Annotated in this window: 14 protein-coding genes; 1 reads left to right on the top strand and 13 read right to left on the bottom strand. The window is 71.9% G+C overall.

From position 1 onward, the window contains the following. Nucleotides 1–55 precede the first annotated feature (55 nt). The 5 genes from ruvB to pdxT all read right to left on the bottom strand — a co-directional run bounded on the left by ruvB (nucleotide 56) and on the right by pdxT (nucleotide 4,058). On the bottom strand, nucleotides 56–1,243 hold the full coding sequence (gene ruvB, locus LG278_RS11185; protein ID WP_404387030.1) for a Holliday junction branch migration DNA helicase RuvB: 1,188 nt from the start codon (nucleotides 1,241–1,243) through the stop codon (nucleotides 56–58). Then, a complete protein-coding gene (gene ruvA / locus LG278_RS11190; RefSeq protein ID WP_404387031.1) occupies nucleotides 1,240–1,842 on the bottom strand; it encodes a Holliday junction branch migration protein RuvA in 603 nt (200 codons plus the stop codon). Before ruvA ends, ruvB begins: the two co-directional genes overlap by 4 nt. Next, complete coding sequence (gene ruvC / locus LG278_RS11195; protein WP_404387032.1) at nucleotides 1,839–2,441, bottom strand: crossover junction endodeoxyribonuclease RuvC; 603 nt, start codon at nucleotides 2,439–2,441, stop codon at nucleotides 1,839–1,841. The genes ruvA and ruvC overlap by 4 nt, the downstream gene beginning before the upstream one ends. Nucleotides 2,442–2,634: 193 nt before the next feature. Next, nucleotides 2,635–3,408, bottom strand: a complete 774-nt coding sequence (locus tag LG278_RS11200) for a YebC/PmpR family DNA-binding transcriptional regulator (protein ID WP_404387033.1) — start codon at nucleotides 3,406–3,408, stop codon at nucleotides 2,635–2,637. Beyond that, nucleotides 3,405–4,058 carry a pyridoxal 5'-phosphate synthase glutaminase subunit PdxT gene (gene pdxT / locus LG278_RS11205; RefSeq protein ID WP_404387034.1) on the bottom strand — a complete coding sequence of 218 codons (654 nt, stop codon included), beginning with the start codon at nucleotides 4,056–4,058 and terminating at the stop codon, nucleotides 3,405–3,407. Before pdxT ends, LG278_RS11200 begins: the two co-directional genes overlap by 4 nt. A 132-nt stretch (nucleotides 4,059–4,190) precedes the next feature. Here pdxT and kynU point away from each other — a divergent pair, with 132 nt between their 5' ends. Beyond that, on the top strand, nucleotides 4,191–5,444 hold the full coding sequence (kynU, locus tag LG278_RS11210; RefSeq protein WP_404387035.1) for a kynureninase: 1,254 nt from the start codon (nucleotides 4,191–4,193) through the stop codon (nucleotides 5,442–5,444). Nucleotides 5,445–5,459: 15 nt separating this feature from the next. Here kynU and LG278_RS11215 read toward each other — a convergent pair whose 3' ends face one another. The 8 genes from LG278_RS11215 to thrS all read right to left on the bottom strand — a co-directional run bounded on the left by LG278_RS11215 (nucleotide 5,460) and on the right by thrS (nucleotide 14,331). Then, nucleotides 5,460–6,476, bottom strand: a complete 1,017-nt coding sequence (locus LG278_RS11215; RefSeq protein WP_404387036.1) for a DUF4037 domain-containing protein — start codon at nucleotides 6,474–6,476, stop codon at nucleotides 5,460–5,462. A 335-nt stretch (nucleotides 6,477–6,811) separates the two neighbouring features. Next, nucleotides 6,812–7,660, bottom strand: a complete 849-nt coding sequence (gene pdxS, locus LG278_RS11220) for a pyridoxal 5'-phosphate synthase lyase subunit PdxS (protein ID WP_404393621.1) — start codon at nucleotides 7,658–7,660, stop codon at nucleotides 6,812–6,814. 168 nt (nucleotides 7,661–7,828) lie between these two features. After that, nucleotides 7,829–8,377, bottom strand: a complete 549-nt coding sequence (locus tag LG278_RS11225) for a hypothetical protein (protein ID WP_404387037.1) — start codon at nucleotides 8,375–8,377, stop codon at nucleotides 7,829–7,831. Next, nucleotides 8,374–9,549 carry a glycosyltransferase family 4 protein gene (locus LG278_RS11230; RefSeq protein ID WP_404387038.1) on the bottom strand — a complete coding sequence of 392 codons (1,176 nt, stop codon included), beginning with the start codon at nucleotides 9,547–9,549 and terminating at the stop codon, nucleotides 8,374–8,376. The genes LG278_RS11225 and LG278_RS11230 overlap by 4 nt, the downstream gene beginning before the upstream one ends. Continuing rightward, complete coding sequence (locus LG278_RS11235; RefSeq protein WP_404387039.1) at nucleotides 9,546–10,601, bottom strand: phosphatidylinositol mannoside acyltransferase; 1,056 nt, start codon at nucleotides 10,599–10,601, stop codon at nucleotides 9,546–9,548. Before LG278_RS11235 ends, LG278_RS11230 begins: the two co-directional genes overlap by 4 nt. Continuing rightward, on the bottom strand, nucleotides 10,598–11,236 hold the full coding sequence (gene pgsA / locus LG278_RS11240; protein WP_404387040.1) for a phosphatidylinositol phosphate synthase: 639 nt from the start codon (nucleotides 11,234–11,236) through the stop codon (nucleotides 10,598–10,600). The genes LG278_RS11235 and pgsA overlap by 4 nt, the downstream gene beginning before the upstream one ends. Nucleotides 11,237–11,302: 66 nt before the next feature. Continuing rightward, a complete protein-coding gene (locus LG278_RS11245) occupies nucleotides 11,303–11,854 on the bottom strand; it encodes an HIT family protein (RefSeq protein WP_404387041.1) in 552 nt (183 codons plus the stop codon). A gap of 491 nt (nucleotides 11,855–12,345) precedes the next feature. Further along, complete coding sequence (gene thrS / locus LG278_RS11250) at nucleotides 12,346–14,331, bottom strand: threonine--tRNA ligase (RefSeq protein ID WP_404387042.1); 1,986 nt, start codon at nucleotides 14,329–14,331, stop codon at nucleotides 12,346–12,348. Between the last annotated feature and the right edge of the window lie 14 nt (nucleotides 14,332–14,345).

Raw genomic sequence — 14,345 nt, forward strand, 5'->3', positions numbered from 1 at the left:
TCACGTTTCGGTCGCGGCCGTCCGCTCGCCCAGCCGCGACCTCGCAGACCCGGGCTCACCCGTCGAAGCGCCCTGCTGAGTCGTCGCCGAGCGGGAGTCGCGAGGCCCACAGGCTCTGGGCATCGCGCGGGGGCGTGAGGCCGAGGTGCTCCCAGGCCTGGGCCGAGGCAGCTCGGCCCCGCGGGGTGCGCACCATGTAGCCCTCGCGCACGAGGTAGGGCTCGGCCACCGTCTCGACGGTGTCGGGCTCCTCCCCGACCGCGACGGCGAGCGTCGACAGGCCCACCGGTCCGCCGCCGAAGCGGCGGCAGAGCGCCTCGAGGACGGCTCGGTCGAGCCGGTCGAGGCCGCGCTGGTCGACGTCGAAGAGCTCGAGCGCGTGGCGGGCGGCCTTGAGGTTGACGTGGTGCTCGCCGTGCACCTGGGCCCAGTCGCGCACCCGCCGCAGCAGCCGGTTGGCGATGCGGGGCGTGCCGCGGGAGCGCAGCGCGATCTCACGCACGGCGTCCTCGTCGGCGTCGACGCCGAGCAGCCGGGCCGAGCGGTGCAGGATCGTCACGAGGTCGGCGGCGGCGTAGTAGTCGAGGTGGCCGGTGAAGCCGAAGCGGTCGCGCAGCGGGGCGGGAAGCAGCCCGGCCCGGGTCGTGGCGCCGACGACGGTGAACGGCGGCAGCTCGAGCGGGATCGCGGTCGCTCCGGGGCCCTTGCCGATGATGACGTCGACCCGGAAGTCCTCCATCGCCAGATAGAGCATCTCCTCGGCCGACCGGGACATCCGGTGGATCTCGTCGAGGAAGAGGACCTCCCCCTCGGCCAGCGACGAGAGCACCGACGCGAGGTCGCCGGCGTGCTGGATGGCAGGGCCCGAGGTGATGCGGATCGGCTGCTCGAGCTCACTGGCGACGATCATCGCGAGCGTCGTCTTGCCGAGCCCGGGCGGGCCGGACAGCAGCACGTGGTCAGGCGGGGTGCCGCGCCGCTTGGCGGCGGTGAGCACGAGGCTGAGCTGCTCGCGCACGCGGTCCTGGCCCGGGAAGTCGTCGAGCCGCTTGGGTCGCAGGGCGACCTCGACCTGGCGCTCGTCGGGGTCGTCCTGCTCGTCGAGCCGGGCGTCGACGATGCGGGCCGTCGCGTCGAAGGAGCCGTCGAAGGAGGCATCGAGGGAGCCGTCGGGCCAGCCCCCGGACCCCGTGTCGCCGACCTCGACCGCACCCTCGCGGGCGCCGTGCCCCGTGCCGCTCATCGGCCCAGCTCCTGCAGGGCGGCCCGCAGCAGCGCGGAGACACTCGCCCCCTCGGCGGCCTTGGGCGCGACCCGGTCGAGGGCCTCGTCGGCCTGTCGCACGGTCCACCCGAGACCGACGAGCGCCTCCCGCACCTGCTCGCGCCAGCCCTCCCCCGTGTCGAGCGGCACGGATGCGGAGGTGGCGCTCGATCCGGGCAGCGCGCCGAGCTTGTCCTTGAGCTCGAGGACGAGCCGCTCGGCCCCCTTGCGTCCGATGCCGGGCACCTTGGTCAGCGCGACGAGGTCACCCGTGCCGAGGGCGACGCGCACCGCGTCGGGAGAGTGCACGGCGAGCATCGCGAGGGCCAGCCGCGGCCCGACGCCCGAGACCGTCTGCACGGTCTCGAAGACGAGCTTCTCGTCGTCGGTCGCGAAGCCGTAGAGCGTCAGCGAGTCCTCACGGACGACGAGCGCCGTCGCGAGCTCGGCAGGCTGGCCGAGCCGCACCGAGGTCGCCGTGGCGGGCGTCGTGTGCACGAGCATGCCGACGCCGCCGACGCCCACGACGAGGGTGTCGAGGCCGACCTTGAGGACGGTGCCGGAGAGGGAGGCGATCATCGTGGCTGGGCTCCAGGGAGGGGTCGGGCTGAGCGGGCGCCGGGGGGCACCCGTCGGGGTATGCCGCCCGGTCGGGTGCCCGTGCGGGCCACCATCTCGACGCGGGCCTGCTCCAGACGGCTCTGGGTGCCCCCGCGCCAGACGTGGCAGATGGCGAGGGCGAGGGCGTCGGCGGCGTCGGCGGGCTTGGGCGCGTGGTCGAGGCCGAGCAGCCGGGTCACCATCGTCGTCACCTGCGCCTTGTCGGCGCGGCCGCTGCCGCTCACGGCCGCCTTGACCTCGGTCGGCGTGTGCAGCGTGACCGGCAGGCCGAGCCGCTCGGCGATGATCATGACGATGCCGGTCACCTGGGCCGTGCCCATGACGGTCGAGACGTTGGTGTCGGCGAAGACGCGCTCGATCGCGACGCTCTCGGGCCGGTGGCGGGCGAACCACAGCCGCATCTCGTCCTCGACGGCCACGAGCCGCTTGGGCGTCGGGTCACCGGAGGGCGTCCGGATGACCCCCACCTCGACGAGCGCCAGCTTGCGCCCCGGCACCCCGTCGACGACACCGACACCGCAGCGGGTGAGGCCGGGGTCCACGGCGAGGACGCGCACGGCATACCTCCTGGGTGGGTGGGCGGAGCCTGGGAACCGAACAGGTGTTCGGGAGTCACGCTAACCGCACTCCCCCGTGACGCGCAGGAGGCACGCCGTCACCGGCGTGCCTCCTGTCCGAACCGCCGACCGGCCGGCACGACCGACCGGCACGACCGACCGGGACGACCGACCGGTCGGCGGACGGGGAGCGTCACTCCTCGTCGTCGTCGAGCTCCGCGAGCACGTCGTCGGGGATGTCGCCGTTGGCGTAGACGTTCTGCACGTCGTCGCTGTCCTCGAGCGCCTCGATGACGCGGATCATCTTCTTGGCGCCGTCGAGGTCGAGCGGCACCTGGAGGTTGGGCACGAAGGAGGCCTCGGCCGAGTCGTAGTCGATGCCGGCGTCCTGGATCGCCTGGCGCACGGAGACGAAGTCGGATGCCTCCGAGACGACCTCCCAGGTGTCACCGTTGTCGTTGACCTCCTCGGCGCCGGCCTCGAGCACGACCTCGAGGATGGAGTCCTCGGTGGCGTGGCCGTTGGCCTGCTCCTTGGGCACGATGACGACGCCCTTGCGGTTGAAGACGTAGGACACCGAGCCGGGATCGGCGAGCTGGCCACCGTTGCGCGTCAAGGCCGTGCGCACCTCGGCCGCCGCGCGGTTGCGGTTGTCGGAGAGGCACTCGATGAGCAGCGCGACGCCGTTGGGGGCATACCCCTCGTACATGATCGTCTGGTAGTCGGCGGCCCCGGCCTCGGCGCCCGAGCCGCGCTTGACGGCGCGGTCGATGTTGTCGTTGGGGACCGAGGTCTTCTTCGCCTTCTGGATGGCGTCGTAGAGCGTCGGGTTGCCCGTGGGGTCACCACCACCCTGTCGCGCCGCGACCTCGATGTTCTTGATGAGCTTGGCGAAGAGCTTGCCGCGCTTGGCGTCCTTGGCCGCCTTCTGGTGCTTGGTGGTGGCCCATTTGGAGTGGCCGCTCATGCAGGTTCCCTCACGTTCCGTTGCTGGCGGTGTGATCTCACGATCTCGACGAACTCGGCATGGATCCGGCGGTCTGCTCCCACCTCGGGGTGGAAGGACGTCGCCATGAGGTTTCCCTGCCGAACCGCGACGATCCTACCGGCGGCGGGTCCCCCGCTCACGCGGGCGAGCACCTCGACGCCGTCGCCGACCTGCTCGACCCACGGCGCGCGGATGAAGACGGCGTGCACGGTGCCTTCGAGCGACGGGTCCGACCACGCGAAGTCGAGGTCCTGCTCGAAGGAGTCGACCTGCCGGCCGAAGGCGTTGCGGCGCACGGTGATGTCGAGGCCCCCGAGGGTCTGCTGGTCGGGTCTCCCGTCGGCGATGCGGTCGGCGAGCATGATCATGCCGGCGCACGACCCGTAGGCCGGCATGCCTGCAGCGATCCGGCGACGCAGGGGCGCCTGCAGCTCGAAGGCGCGCACGAGCTTGTCGATGACGGTCGACTCGCCGCCGGGGATCACCAGTCCGTCGATGGCCTCGACCTCGGCCGGACGCCGCACGGTGGTCGCGTCGGCGCCGAGCTCGGTGAGGGCCGCGAGGTGCTCGCGGACGTCGCCCTGCACGGCGAGCACGCCGATCAGGGGCCGGGGACTCTTGGGTGCCATGGCGGTGAGCGTATGCCGCCGGGCCGGGTCTCCCACAACCGGCCGGGTGGGTGCCCGATGCGTCTCGGATGCGAGACGGGCACCGTGGACGGTTCCTGACGAGAGGGCCGGTGGACGGGATACGTTGCCGCTATGACGACGGTGCAGACCCATGACGCCCTGACCGCGGGCGCGGAGGCCCTCGACGCGGAGTCGCCGCTCCGGGGCACGCGCGACCTCTTCACCCTCCCCGACGACGTCATCTACCTCGACGGCAACTCGCTCGGGGCGCTGCCCTCGTGCGTGCCGGCCGTCGTCGCCGACGTCGTGCACCGGCAGTGGGGCGAGCGACTCATCCGCTCGTGGAACGAGTCGGAGTGGTGGTCGGCCCAGACGAGGGTCGGTGACGCCATCGGGCGGCTCATCGGGGCCGCCCCCGGCCAGGTCGTCGTGACCGACTCGACGTCGGTCAACCTCTTCAAGGCGATCGTCGGCGGCGCCCGCCTGCGGCCCGGGCGCAAGGTCGTGCTCACCGATCCCGACTCCTTCCCGACCGACCTCTACATGACCGACTCCGCGGCCCGGCTCGCCGGCCTCGAGGTGCGTCGGGTGCACCCCCGTGACGCGGTCGCCGCGATCGCGGAGGCGGGCGATGACCTCGCCGTCGCGTCGTACTCCAGCGTCGACTACCGCACGGGTGAGCTCTGGGACCTCGCCGCCATCACCCAGGCCGCCCACGCCGTCGGCGCCCTCGCCTGCTGGGACCTCTGCCACTCCGCCGGCGCCATCGACGTGCAGCTCGACGCCGACCGTGCCGACCTCGCGATCGGGTGCGGCTACAAGTACCTCAACGGCGGCCCGGGCGCTCCGGCCTTCATCTACGTCGCCGAGCGGCACCTCGCCGACTTCGACCAGCCGCTCACGGGCTGGCACGGGCATGCCCGGCCCTTCGAGATGAGCGGCGTCTACGAGCCGGCACCCGGCATCACCCGTGCCCGGGTCGGCACCCCGCCGCTGCTGTCAGTGCTCGCACTCGAGGCGGCGCTCACGGCCTACGACGGGCTCTCCCCCGCCGACGTGCGCGCCGCGTCGCTGTCGGTGACCGGGATGTTCATCGAGGCGCTCGACGCCCTCGGTGTCGACCTCCCGCTCGCGACACCTCGCGACGACGCCCACCGCGGCTCCCAGGTCTCGCTGCGCCACCCGCAGGCCTTCGCCGTCGTGCAGGCCCTCATCGCCCGCGGCGTCATCGGCGACTTCCGCGAGCCCGACATCATCCGCCTCGGCTTCTCGCCCCTCTACGTCACCCACGTCGACGCCGTGCGCGCGGCGGAGCACGTCCGCGCGGTCCTCGAGGGCCGGGAGTTCGAGCGGCCGGAGTTCGCCGAGCGTGGCCCGGTCACCTGACGGTTGTCCGTCGCGTCACCGCAGCCGGCGCCGCTCCGAGTGCACCAGCACGTCGACGTTGTCGCACCACTGCTCGACGCTCCCGACGCCGCGGGGCAGCGCCCGCACGGCCGGGTCGGTCACAGAGCCTTCGAGGTGGGTGACCACGCGCTCGCTCACTGTGCGCGAGGCGCGGTCCCAGAACGGCTCGAAAACCGTTGAGGGAGTGGGCAGCCCGAGACGCCGCTGCACGTCCGCAAGATGCGAGAGTCCCTCGACCAGGCCCGACTCGCGGCCGCTCCAGTCGCCGGCAGCCAGCGAGCGGGTCAACGGCGCCAACGCCTCACCCGCCTGAGGGAGTCTCGCGAAGCAGGTGCCCCTCCACTTGGGATAGGGCGCCCAACGTCGCTCCACGAGGAAACCGAGGTGCATCGCCACGTCGACGAGCCGGGCGGCGATGACGCGCGAGCCGAGGTCGTCGCCGCGCTGGGCCGTGCGCTCCACGAGGGGCAGCTCCTGCGCGAGGCGCGCCCAGTCGACGGCGACGAGGTGGCGCCAGAGGTCGTCGGGATACCACGTGAGCCGCTCCCTGATGCGGGTCAGCTCGCCGAGGGTGTCGACGAAGACCGGGCCCCCGACCACCTCGAGCACGGCCTGCCCCGTGAGCCCGAGCCAGTCGTGGAGGGTGAGCTCTCGCGACGCGTCGACCCCGAGGCGTGACCGCGCGAAGGTGGCGGCGTCGGACACCTCGACGCGATGGAGGACCTGCGGGTCCCACGTCGTGGCGAAGCGCGTGGGCAGTCCGGCGACGGCGTCGGGCAGCCGGTCGGCCAGGTGGCCATCGACGTCCGGGACCAGCTCTGCCGGCACGAGCAGTGTGAGGCGCAGGCCCCAGTCGTGGTCGCGCGAGGTCGCGTCGTCGAGGCCGAGCACGTCGGAGCCGCTGCCCAGCCGAGCCGCCGCGTGGGGCAGTGCGGGCCACCGCTCCCCCAGCAACGGCAGGACGACCTGCTCGTAGTAGTCGCGGGCCAGCTCCGCTCCGGTGAGATCCACAGCCCGATGCTTCCACGGACTCGATGCTCCTGTGATGAGCTGCCGGCCGGCTTCATCCCGACGGCCCGGAGGTCGGGCCGACCGCACCACAGCCCGCAAACACACCGGGAAATCGTCAACTCGGCCTGGTATGCCGCACGGAGTTGGCAATTGCTCGGTGTGTTGCCGATCGCGGTGAGGGTGGCCGGGCCCGAGTCGAGTGGCTGGGGGCTGGGGGCTGGTCGAGTGGCTGGGGGCTGGTCGAGTGGCTGGGGGCTGGGGGCCAGACGCAGGTATGCCGCCGGGTCCGGTGGGGCACGGCGGCATACCTCAGCTGGTGGCTGGGGGCGCGGAGGTCACCAACCGCGCTCGGCGAGCCGGTGCGGCTGCGGGATCTCGTCGACGTTGATGCCCACCATGGCCTCACCGAGGCCGCGCGAGACCTTGGCGATGACGTCGGGGTCGTCGTGGAAGGTCGTGGCCTTGACGATGGCCTCGGCGCGCTGGGCCGGGTTGCCCGACTTGAAGATGCCCGAGCCGACGAAGACGCCCTCGGCGCCGAGCTGCATCATCATCGCGGCATCGGCCGGGGTCGCGATGCCGCCGGCCGTGAAGAGCACAACGGGCAGCTTGCCGGCCGCGGCGACCTCCTTGACGAGGTCGTAGGGCGCCTGGAGCTCCTTGGCCGCGACGTAGAGCTCGTCCTCGGGGAGGTTCTGGAGGCGGCGCAGCTCCTGGCGGATCTGGCGCATGTGCGTCGTCGCGTTGGAGACGTCACCCGTGCCGGCCTCACCCTTGGAGCGGATCATCGCCGCGCCCTCGGTGATGCGGCGCAGGGCCTCGCCGAGGTTGGTGGCGCCGCAGACGAAGGGCACCGTGAACTGCCACTTGTCGATGTGGTTGGCGTAGTCGGCCGGGGTGAGCACCTCGGACTCGTCGATGTAGTCGACACCGAGGCTCTGGAGCACCTGCGCCTCGACGAAGTGGCCGATGCGGGCCTTGGCCATCACGGGGATCGAGACGGCCTCGATGATGCTGTCGATCATGTCGGGGTCGCTCATCCGCGACACCCCGCCCTGGGCGCGGATGTCGGCGGGCACGCGCTCGAGGGCCATGACGGCCACAGCGCCGGCGTCCTCGGCGATCTTGGCCTGCTCGGCCGTGACGACGTCCATGATGACGCCGCCCTTGAGCATCTCGGCCATGCCGCGCTTGACGCGCGTCGTGCCCGTGGCGGCGCTGCCGGGGGTGGAGGGGGTGGAGCTCACGATGTCCTGCTTTCACGCGATCGCGGGGGTGGGTCGATGTCAAGGGTAGGCCCCTGCGCGGGGTCGCCTCGACCGCGCCCACCGCGCCCCCCGCGCCGGCGGGCCTCAGGTCGCGAGCGGCGCCGGCACCTCGTCGTCGAACTCGACGGTGCTCGGCAGCGGCGTGTGCCCCGCGAGGTGGAACATCCGGATCGTCCACTTGCGACGGACGCGGCGCACGTCGGTGACGGCGTCGTTGTGGAAGCGGCGCGCGAGCTCGACCCGGGTGCACGCCGAGGCGAGTCGGTCGACGAGGTCCTGCCCGTGCGGGGACTCCCGCAGCGACGTCACGACCGCTGGGGTCAGGGTGAGGTCGAGCGCCTCGGTGAGGTCGCTCTCGGCCTGCTCGCGTGCCTCCCCGTGCTCCGAGGGCGCCTCGAGCGACTCCCCCGCGGCCGTGGCGAGCAGCAGCGCCGTCGCGCCGTCGAGCAGCCCGCTGTGCGCGAGCTCGACCGCAGCCTCGGCCCGGCGCACGAGCCGGGCGTCGAGGGCCGCGAGCGTGCCGCCGAGGCGCACGTGGAGGCGGTCGAGGCGGGCAGCGGTGTAGGAGAGGTACCAGGCGATGATGACGAGGAGGAAGAGAGCCGCGAAGACCCACGTGAGCAGCTCGGTCACCGGCCGGCCCGCCCGGGCAGGAAGCGGCCCCAGCGCCGCTCGGGCTCCCACTGTGACGCCATCCGGCCCTCGATCACCGTCTCGTAGACGGCCATGATCTTGTCGGCGACGACCGACCAGTCGAAGAGGCGGGCCCGCGCCTGGCCGGCGTGCCCCAGGTCGTTGCGGTGGCGCGGGTCGCGCAGCAGGGCGACGAGCGTGCGGGCGAGGTCGGCGGGCTGCTCGTTGGCGAACATCGCGCCCGCTCCCCCGCCGTCGAGCACCCGCGAGAAGGCAGGGAGGTCGCTGGCCAGCACGCAGGCACCGGCCGACATCGCCTCGATGAGGATGATGCCGAAGCTCTCACCGCCCGTGTTGGGCGCGACGTAGACGTCGACCGAGGCGAGCAGCGACGCCTTGTCGGCGTCGGAGACGGACCCGAGGAACTCGCAGGCCGCGGTGACCTCCGGCGGCCACCCCTCGGTGATCTCGTCGGGGTCGCCCGGGCCGGCGACGAGGACGCGCAGGCCGGGCACCTCGCTCAGCACTGCGGGCAGGGCGGCGGCGAGCACCGGCAGCCCCTTGCGCGGCTCGCCCATGCGGCCGAGGAAGGCGATCGTGGGTGCGCTCGGGCGCCCCAGCCACTCGGCCCGCCGCGGCGCGTCGGCGAAGCGGTCGACGTAGACGCCGTTGGGGATGACGACGGCGTCACCGCCGACGTGGGTCGTGACCGTGCGCCGGGCGTCCTCGCTCACCGCGATGCGCCCCGCGATCTTCTCGAGGGAGGGCCGCAGCAGGGGGTATGCCGTCTGCATCGTGCGTGAGCGCAGCATCGACGTGTGGAAGGTCGCCACGATCGGTCCCTCCGCCGCCATCAGCGCGAGCACGCTGACGCTCGGGGTCATCGGCTCGTGCAGGTGCAGCACGTCGAAGTCGCCCTGCTCGAGCCACCGGCCGACCTTGGCCGCGGTCACGGGGCCGAAGTTGAGCCGTGCGACCGAGCCGTTGTAGCGGACCGCGGTCGCGCGCCCCGCCGAGGTGACGTAGGGGGGCAGCTCGGTCTCGCTGTCGGCGGGCGCGAGGACGCTGACGTCGTGGCCGTCGCCGATGAAGTGCTCGGCGAGGTCGCGCACGTGGAACTGCACACCGCCGGGCACGTCGAACGAGTAGGGGCAGACGATCCCGATCCTCACGACGCGCTTCCCGGGGAGGAGGGGGACGGCATACGCCCCTCGTCGGCGTCCACGGTGGCGCCCTCGGTCGGGTCCTCGGTTGCGCCGGCGGGCCGCGGGCCGTCGTGACGGTCGTCGAGGTCGTCGACGAAGACCTTCTGGAGCATGTGCCAGCTCGACGTGTGCGCGCGGATCGTGGGCGCGAGGTGGTCGGCACACTGCTGGATGAGGTCCTGCGCCTTCTCGGCGCTGGTGCCGTCGGTGCGGGGGGTCAGCCGCTCGCTGAACGACACGACCGTGCGGTGACCGCCCAGACCCTCGCCCGGTGGGGCGGGCTCGTAGTGGATCGACGCGGCATAGAGCGGCGCGCCGGTGAGCAGGGACAGCACGGCAGGCCCCTTGGCCATGCGGGCACGGTGTCCGAGCAGGTCGACCTCGACGCCGTTGTGGGTGAGGTCGCGGTCGCTCGCGAGGGCGACGAGCCGCCCACCGTCACGGGTGGCCCGCACCAGGGCGCGGAAGGGGTCCTCGCCGCCCGTCAGCGGGATGATGGTCATGTCGATGCTGTGCCGGAAGGCGACGAACTCCTGGTAGACCTCTTCGGGTTTGAGGCGCTCGGCGACCGTCGTGACGGGGCCGATGTTGCTCGCCGACCACGCTGCTGCCAGGTCGAAGTTGCCGAGGTGCCCGACGAAGACGATGACCGGCTGCCCCGAGGCGGCGAGGGCCTGAGGCTCCTCAACGCCCTCGGCCCGAACGGCACGCTGGATGGCGTCGCGCGACAGGCTCGGCAGGCGGAAGGCCTCGCAGTAGTAGCGCATGTAGGAGCGCATGCCGGCGCGCACGAGCTCGTCGAGCTGTGAGGGCGACAGCTCGGGACGCGCGCGGGCGTAGTTGGCGCGCAAGCGCTGCACGCCCTTGCCGTCGCGACGGTAGGCGACGGCGGCGACCCGGTCGAAGAGGGCGTAGGCCGCTCGCTCGGGCAGGACGCGCAGGGTGCGCCAGCCCAGCTTGAAACCCATCACGCTCACCGTGTCGGTGACCCGGCCAGCGAGCGCGCGCCTCTCGGTCACGACGCGGCCTCGCCCGAGGAGAGCTCGCCCGAGGAGAGGGCCTGGCGCCGCACCGTCAACATGCGCTGCAGCACGGTGATGAAGCTCGCGACGGCGAGCAGCCCCAGCACGATGCCGAGCAGCAGCGTCGAGCCAAGGAGGTCGGCGAAGAACGCGGCCGCGAGCACGGCGACGAGGCGGTCGGCCCGCTCGGCGATGCCGACGTCGGCGGTGAAGCCGAGGCCCTCGGCCCGCGCCTTGGCGTAGGAGACGACCGAGCCGAGGATGAGGCAGGCGAGGGCGAGCCCGGCCATCCAGCGGTTGTTGCCCGGGCCGGCGTAGTAGAGGACGAGCCCGCCGAAGATCGCGGCGTCGCCCATCCGGTCGAGGGTCGAGTCGAGGTAGGCGCCCCACTTGCTCGACCGGCCCGACTCGCGGGCCATGATGCCGTCGACCGTGTCGGAGAAGACGAACGCGGTGATGACGAGGCAACCGACCCAGATCTCACCGCGCGGGAAGAAGGCGAGGGCGCCGACGCAGACCCCGACGGTGCCGACGACGGTCACGACGTCGGGGCTGATGCCCAGGCGCAGGAAGAGGTGGGCGACCGGGGCCAGGATCTTGGTCATCGTCGCGCGGAGGAGTCTGTTGAGCATGGTGACCACAGCGTACTGACCCGCAGCCCCCGCGGGCTCACCGTGACCACAGGCGGTCGGGAGAGGTCAGCTCCAGCTGGCGACGAGGCGCCGGCGGGTCTCCTCGAGCAGCACGGGGAGCGCCTTGGTCTGCCCGACGATGGGCAGGAAGTTCGAGTCGCCGCTCCAGCGCGGGACGATGTGCTGGTGCAGGTGGGCGGCGACACCCGCACCCGCGACGGCCCCCTGGTTCATGCCGAGGTTGAAGCCGTGCGGCCCGGAGGCGGCCTGCAACGTGCGGACGGCCTGCTTCGTGAGGGCAGTGAACTCCTGGGTCTCGTCGTCGGTCAGGTCGATGTAGAGCGAGACGTGGCGATAGGGGCACACGAGGACGTGGCCGGGGTTGTAGGGGAAGAGGTTCATCACGACGTAGCAGTGCTCGCCCCGGTGGACGATGAGCCCCTCTGCGTCGGACTTGCCGGGGGCGGCGCAGAACGGGCAGCCGGTGCCGGCCTCCTCGGTGGGCTTGTCGCCGAGGATGTAGGCCATCCGGTGCGGGGTCCAGAGTCGCTCGAAGCCGTCGTCGACGTGGGCGAAGTCGTGCGCGCTCTCGACGGAGTCCCCGGCCTGCTCGGTCATGGGGCCTGATCCTAGGACGTGCCGCCGTGACGCCGCGCCGCCGGTCTGCTCGTCGCGGCTGTGGCGTGTCGATTGTGGGATCGGCCGCTCGCCCGGTTCAATGGTGCTGGCCCTGTGGTGTGTGAGACCACAGGGCCGCTCGCATGTCCGGGCTCGGATCGCTGCACCGGAGGCCTCCGGGCGACCGCTGCAAACGAGCCGCCACACAGGACGACCCTGCGGGTGTGAGAGCCGCAGGGTCGGGGTCCTGGAGCGAGCCGGGGCGCCCGATGGACGGGCTCGGTGCGGCTCGCGAGGAAGGTGAAGGCCCGGGAAGTATGAGTTCCCGGGCCTTCGTTCTCTCGTCAAGTGAATGATGGGAGAAACCGTTTCGCCGAAGCGATCCGGTACTTCTGTTGTAGTCCTCCCCGACGCGGTGCGCAAGGGTTTTGGCGAAACTCGCGGCACGGCATACGGACGATGTCGTCAGCCGACCCCGCCGGACGAGCGCGTCAGACCTGCGCCCGGCTCTCGATGGCGGCGAGGATCTCGGCGACGGCGTCGTCGATCGGCACGCCGTTCTTCTGCGAGCCGTCGCGGTAGCGGAACGACACCGCCCCCGCAGCCCGGTCGTCCTCGCCCGCGATGAGCACGAAGGGCACCTTCGACTTGCTCGCGTTGCGAATCTTCTTCGGGAAGCGGTCGTCGCTGTCGTCGAGCTCGACCCGGACACCCTGGCGCTTCAGCTGGTCGAGCACCGCCTGGAGGTGGTCGGCGTAGTCCTCGGCGACCGGCACCCCGAGCACCTGCACCGGCGAGAGCCACACGGGCAGGGCACCCGCGTAGTGCTCGACGAGCACGCCGAGGAAGCGCTCGATGGAGCCGAACTTCGCCGAGTGGATCATCACCGGCTCCTGGCGCGTGCCGTCGGACGCCTGGTACTCGAGCCCGAAGCGTGCCGGCTGGTTGAAGTCGTACTGGATCGTCGACATCTGCCAGGTGCGCCCGATGGCGTCACGCGCCTGGACGGAGATCTTCGGACCGTAGAACGCGGCACCACCGGGGTCGGGCACGAGCTCGAGACCCGACGCGGTCGCGACGTCCTCGAGGATCTTGGTGCCGACCTCCCACTGCTCGTCGCTGCCGATGAACTTCGTGGACTTCTCCCCCTCGGTGTCGCGGGTCGACAGCTCGAGGTAGAAGTCGTCGAGGCCGAAGTCGCGCAGCAGGCCGAGCACGAAGTCGAGCAGGTGCTTGATCTCCCCCGGCGCCTGCTCGGTGGTCACGTAGCTGTGCGAGTCGTCCTGGGTCAGGCCCCGCACGCGGGTCAGCCCGTGCACGACGCCGGACTTCTCGTAGCGGTAGACGGTGCCGAACTCGAAGAAGCGCAGCGGCAGCTCGCGGTAGGAGCGACCGCGGGACTTGTAGATGAGGTTGTGCATCGGGCAGCTCATCGCCTTGAGCTGGTACCTCGCGCCCTCGAGCTCCATCGGCGGATACATCGTGTCGGCGTAGTACGGCAGGTGGCCCGAGGTGTGGAAGAGGCCGTCCTTGCTGATGTGGGGGGTGCCGACGTAGTCGAAGCCCTCCTCGACGTGCCGACGGCGGACGTAGTCCTCCATCTCGCGCTTGATGACCCCGCCCTTGGGGTGGAAGACGGGCAGACCCGAGCCCAGCTCGTCGGGGAAGGAGAAGAGGTCGAGCTCGGCGCCGAGCTTGCGGTGGTCGCGCTTCTCGGCCTCGGCGAGGCGGTCGAGGTAGGCCTTGAGGTCGTCCTTGGTGGGCCATGCGGTGCCGTAGACACGCTGGAGCTGAGGGTTCTTCTCGGAGCCGCGCCAGTAGGCAGCCGCCACGCGGGTCAGCTTGAACGCGTTGCCGATCAGCTTGGTGGTCGGGATGTGCGGGCCGCGGCAGAGGTCGCCCCAGGCGCGGGTGCCGTCGCGGCGGATGTTGTCGTAGATCGTCAGCTCGCCGCCGCCGACCTCGACGCCGGCACCCTCGGCGGCCTCGTCGGCGCTGCCGCCCTTGAGCCCGACGAGCTCGCACTTGAACGGCTCGTGCGCCAGCTCCTCGAGCGCCTCGGCGTCGGTGACGACGCGCCGCGCGAAGGTCTGGCCCTCGTTGATGATGCGCTGCATCGCCTTCTCGAGGGCCTTGAGGTCATCGGGGTGGAAGGGGGTCGCGACGTCGAAGTCGTAGTAGAAGCCGTCGCGGATGGGCGGGCCGATGCCGAGCTTGGCGTCGGCGTCGATCGACTGCACGGCCTGCGCCAGCACGTGCGCGGTCGAGTGGCGCAGGACGGCGAGACCGTCCTCGCTGTCGATCGTCACCGGCTCGACGACGTCGCCGCCGCCGAGGGGGTGGAAGAGGTCGCGCAGCTCGCCGTTGACGCGGGCGACCACGACGTCGCGCTGCCCCTCGAAGAGGTCACCCGCCGTCGTCTGCCCCGCGACCGATCGCTCGCTTCCGGCGACGGTGACGGTGATCTCTGCAGACACGGTTGGTGCTCCTT

It is taken from the genome of Humibacillus xanthopallidus (assembly GCF_044793955.1).
Taxonomy (GTDB): domain Bacteria; phylum Actinomycetota; class Actinomycetes; order Actinomycetales; family Dermatophilaceae; genus Humibacillus; species Humibacillus xanthopallidus_C.

Bases quoted from the DNA above. Each gene is read 5' to 3' on its own strand.
- ruvB (WP_404387030.1), bottom strand. From the start codon at position 1,243: ATGAGCGGCACGGGGCACGGCGCCCGCGAGGGTGCGGTCGAGGTCGGC.
- ruvA (WP_404387031.1), bottom strand. From the start codon at position 1,842: ATGATCGCCTCCCTCTCCGGCACCGTCCTCAAGGTCGGCCTCGACACC.
- LG278_RS11200 (WP_404387033.1), bottom strand. From the start codon at position 3,408: ATGAGCGGCCACTCCAAATGGGCCACCACCAAGCACCAGAAGGCGGCC.
- pdxT (WP_404387034.1), bottom strand. From the start codon at position 4,058: ATGGCACCCAAGAGTCCCCGGCCCCTGATCGGCGTGCTCGCCGTGCAG.
- kynU (WP_404387035.1), top strand. From the start codon at position 4,191: ATGACGACGGTGCAGACCCATGACGCCCTGACCGCGGGCGCGGAGGCC.
- pdxS (WP_404393621.1), bottom strand. From the start codon at position 7,660: ATGGCCGAGATGCTCAAGGGCGGCGTCATCATGGACGTCGTCACGGCC.
- pgsA (WP_404387040.1), bottom strand. From the start codon at position 11,236: ATGCTCAACAGACTCCTCCGCGCGACGATGACCAAGATCCTGGCCCCG.
- LG278_RS11245 (WP_404387041.1), bottom strand. From the start codon at position 11,854: ATGACCGAGCAGGCCGGGGACTCCGTCGAGAGCGCGCACGACTTCGCC.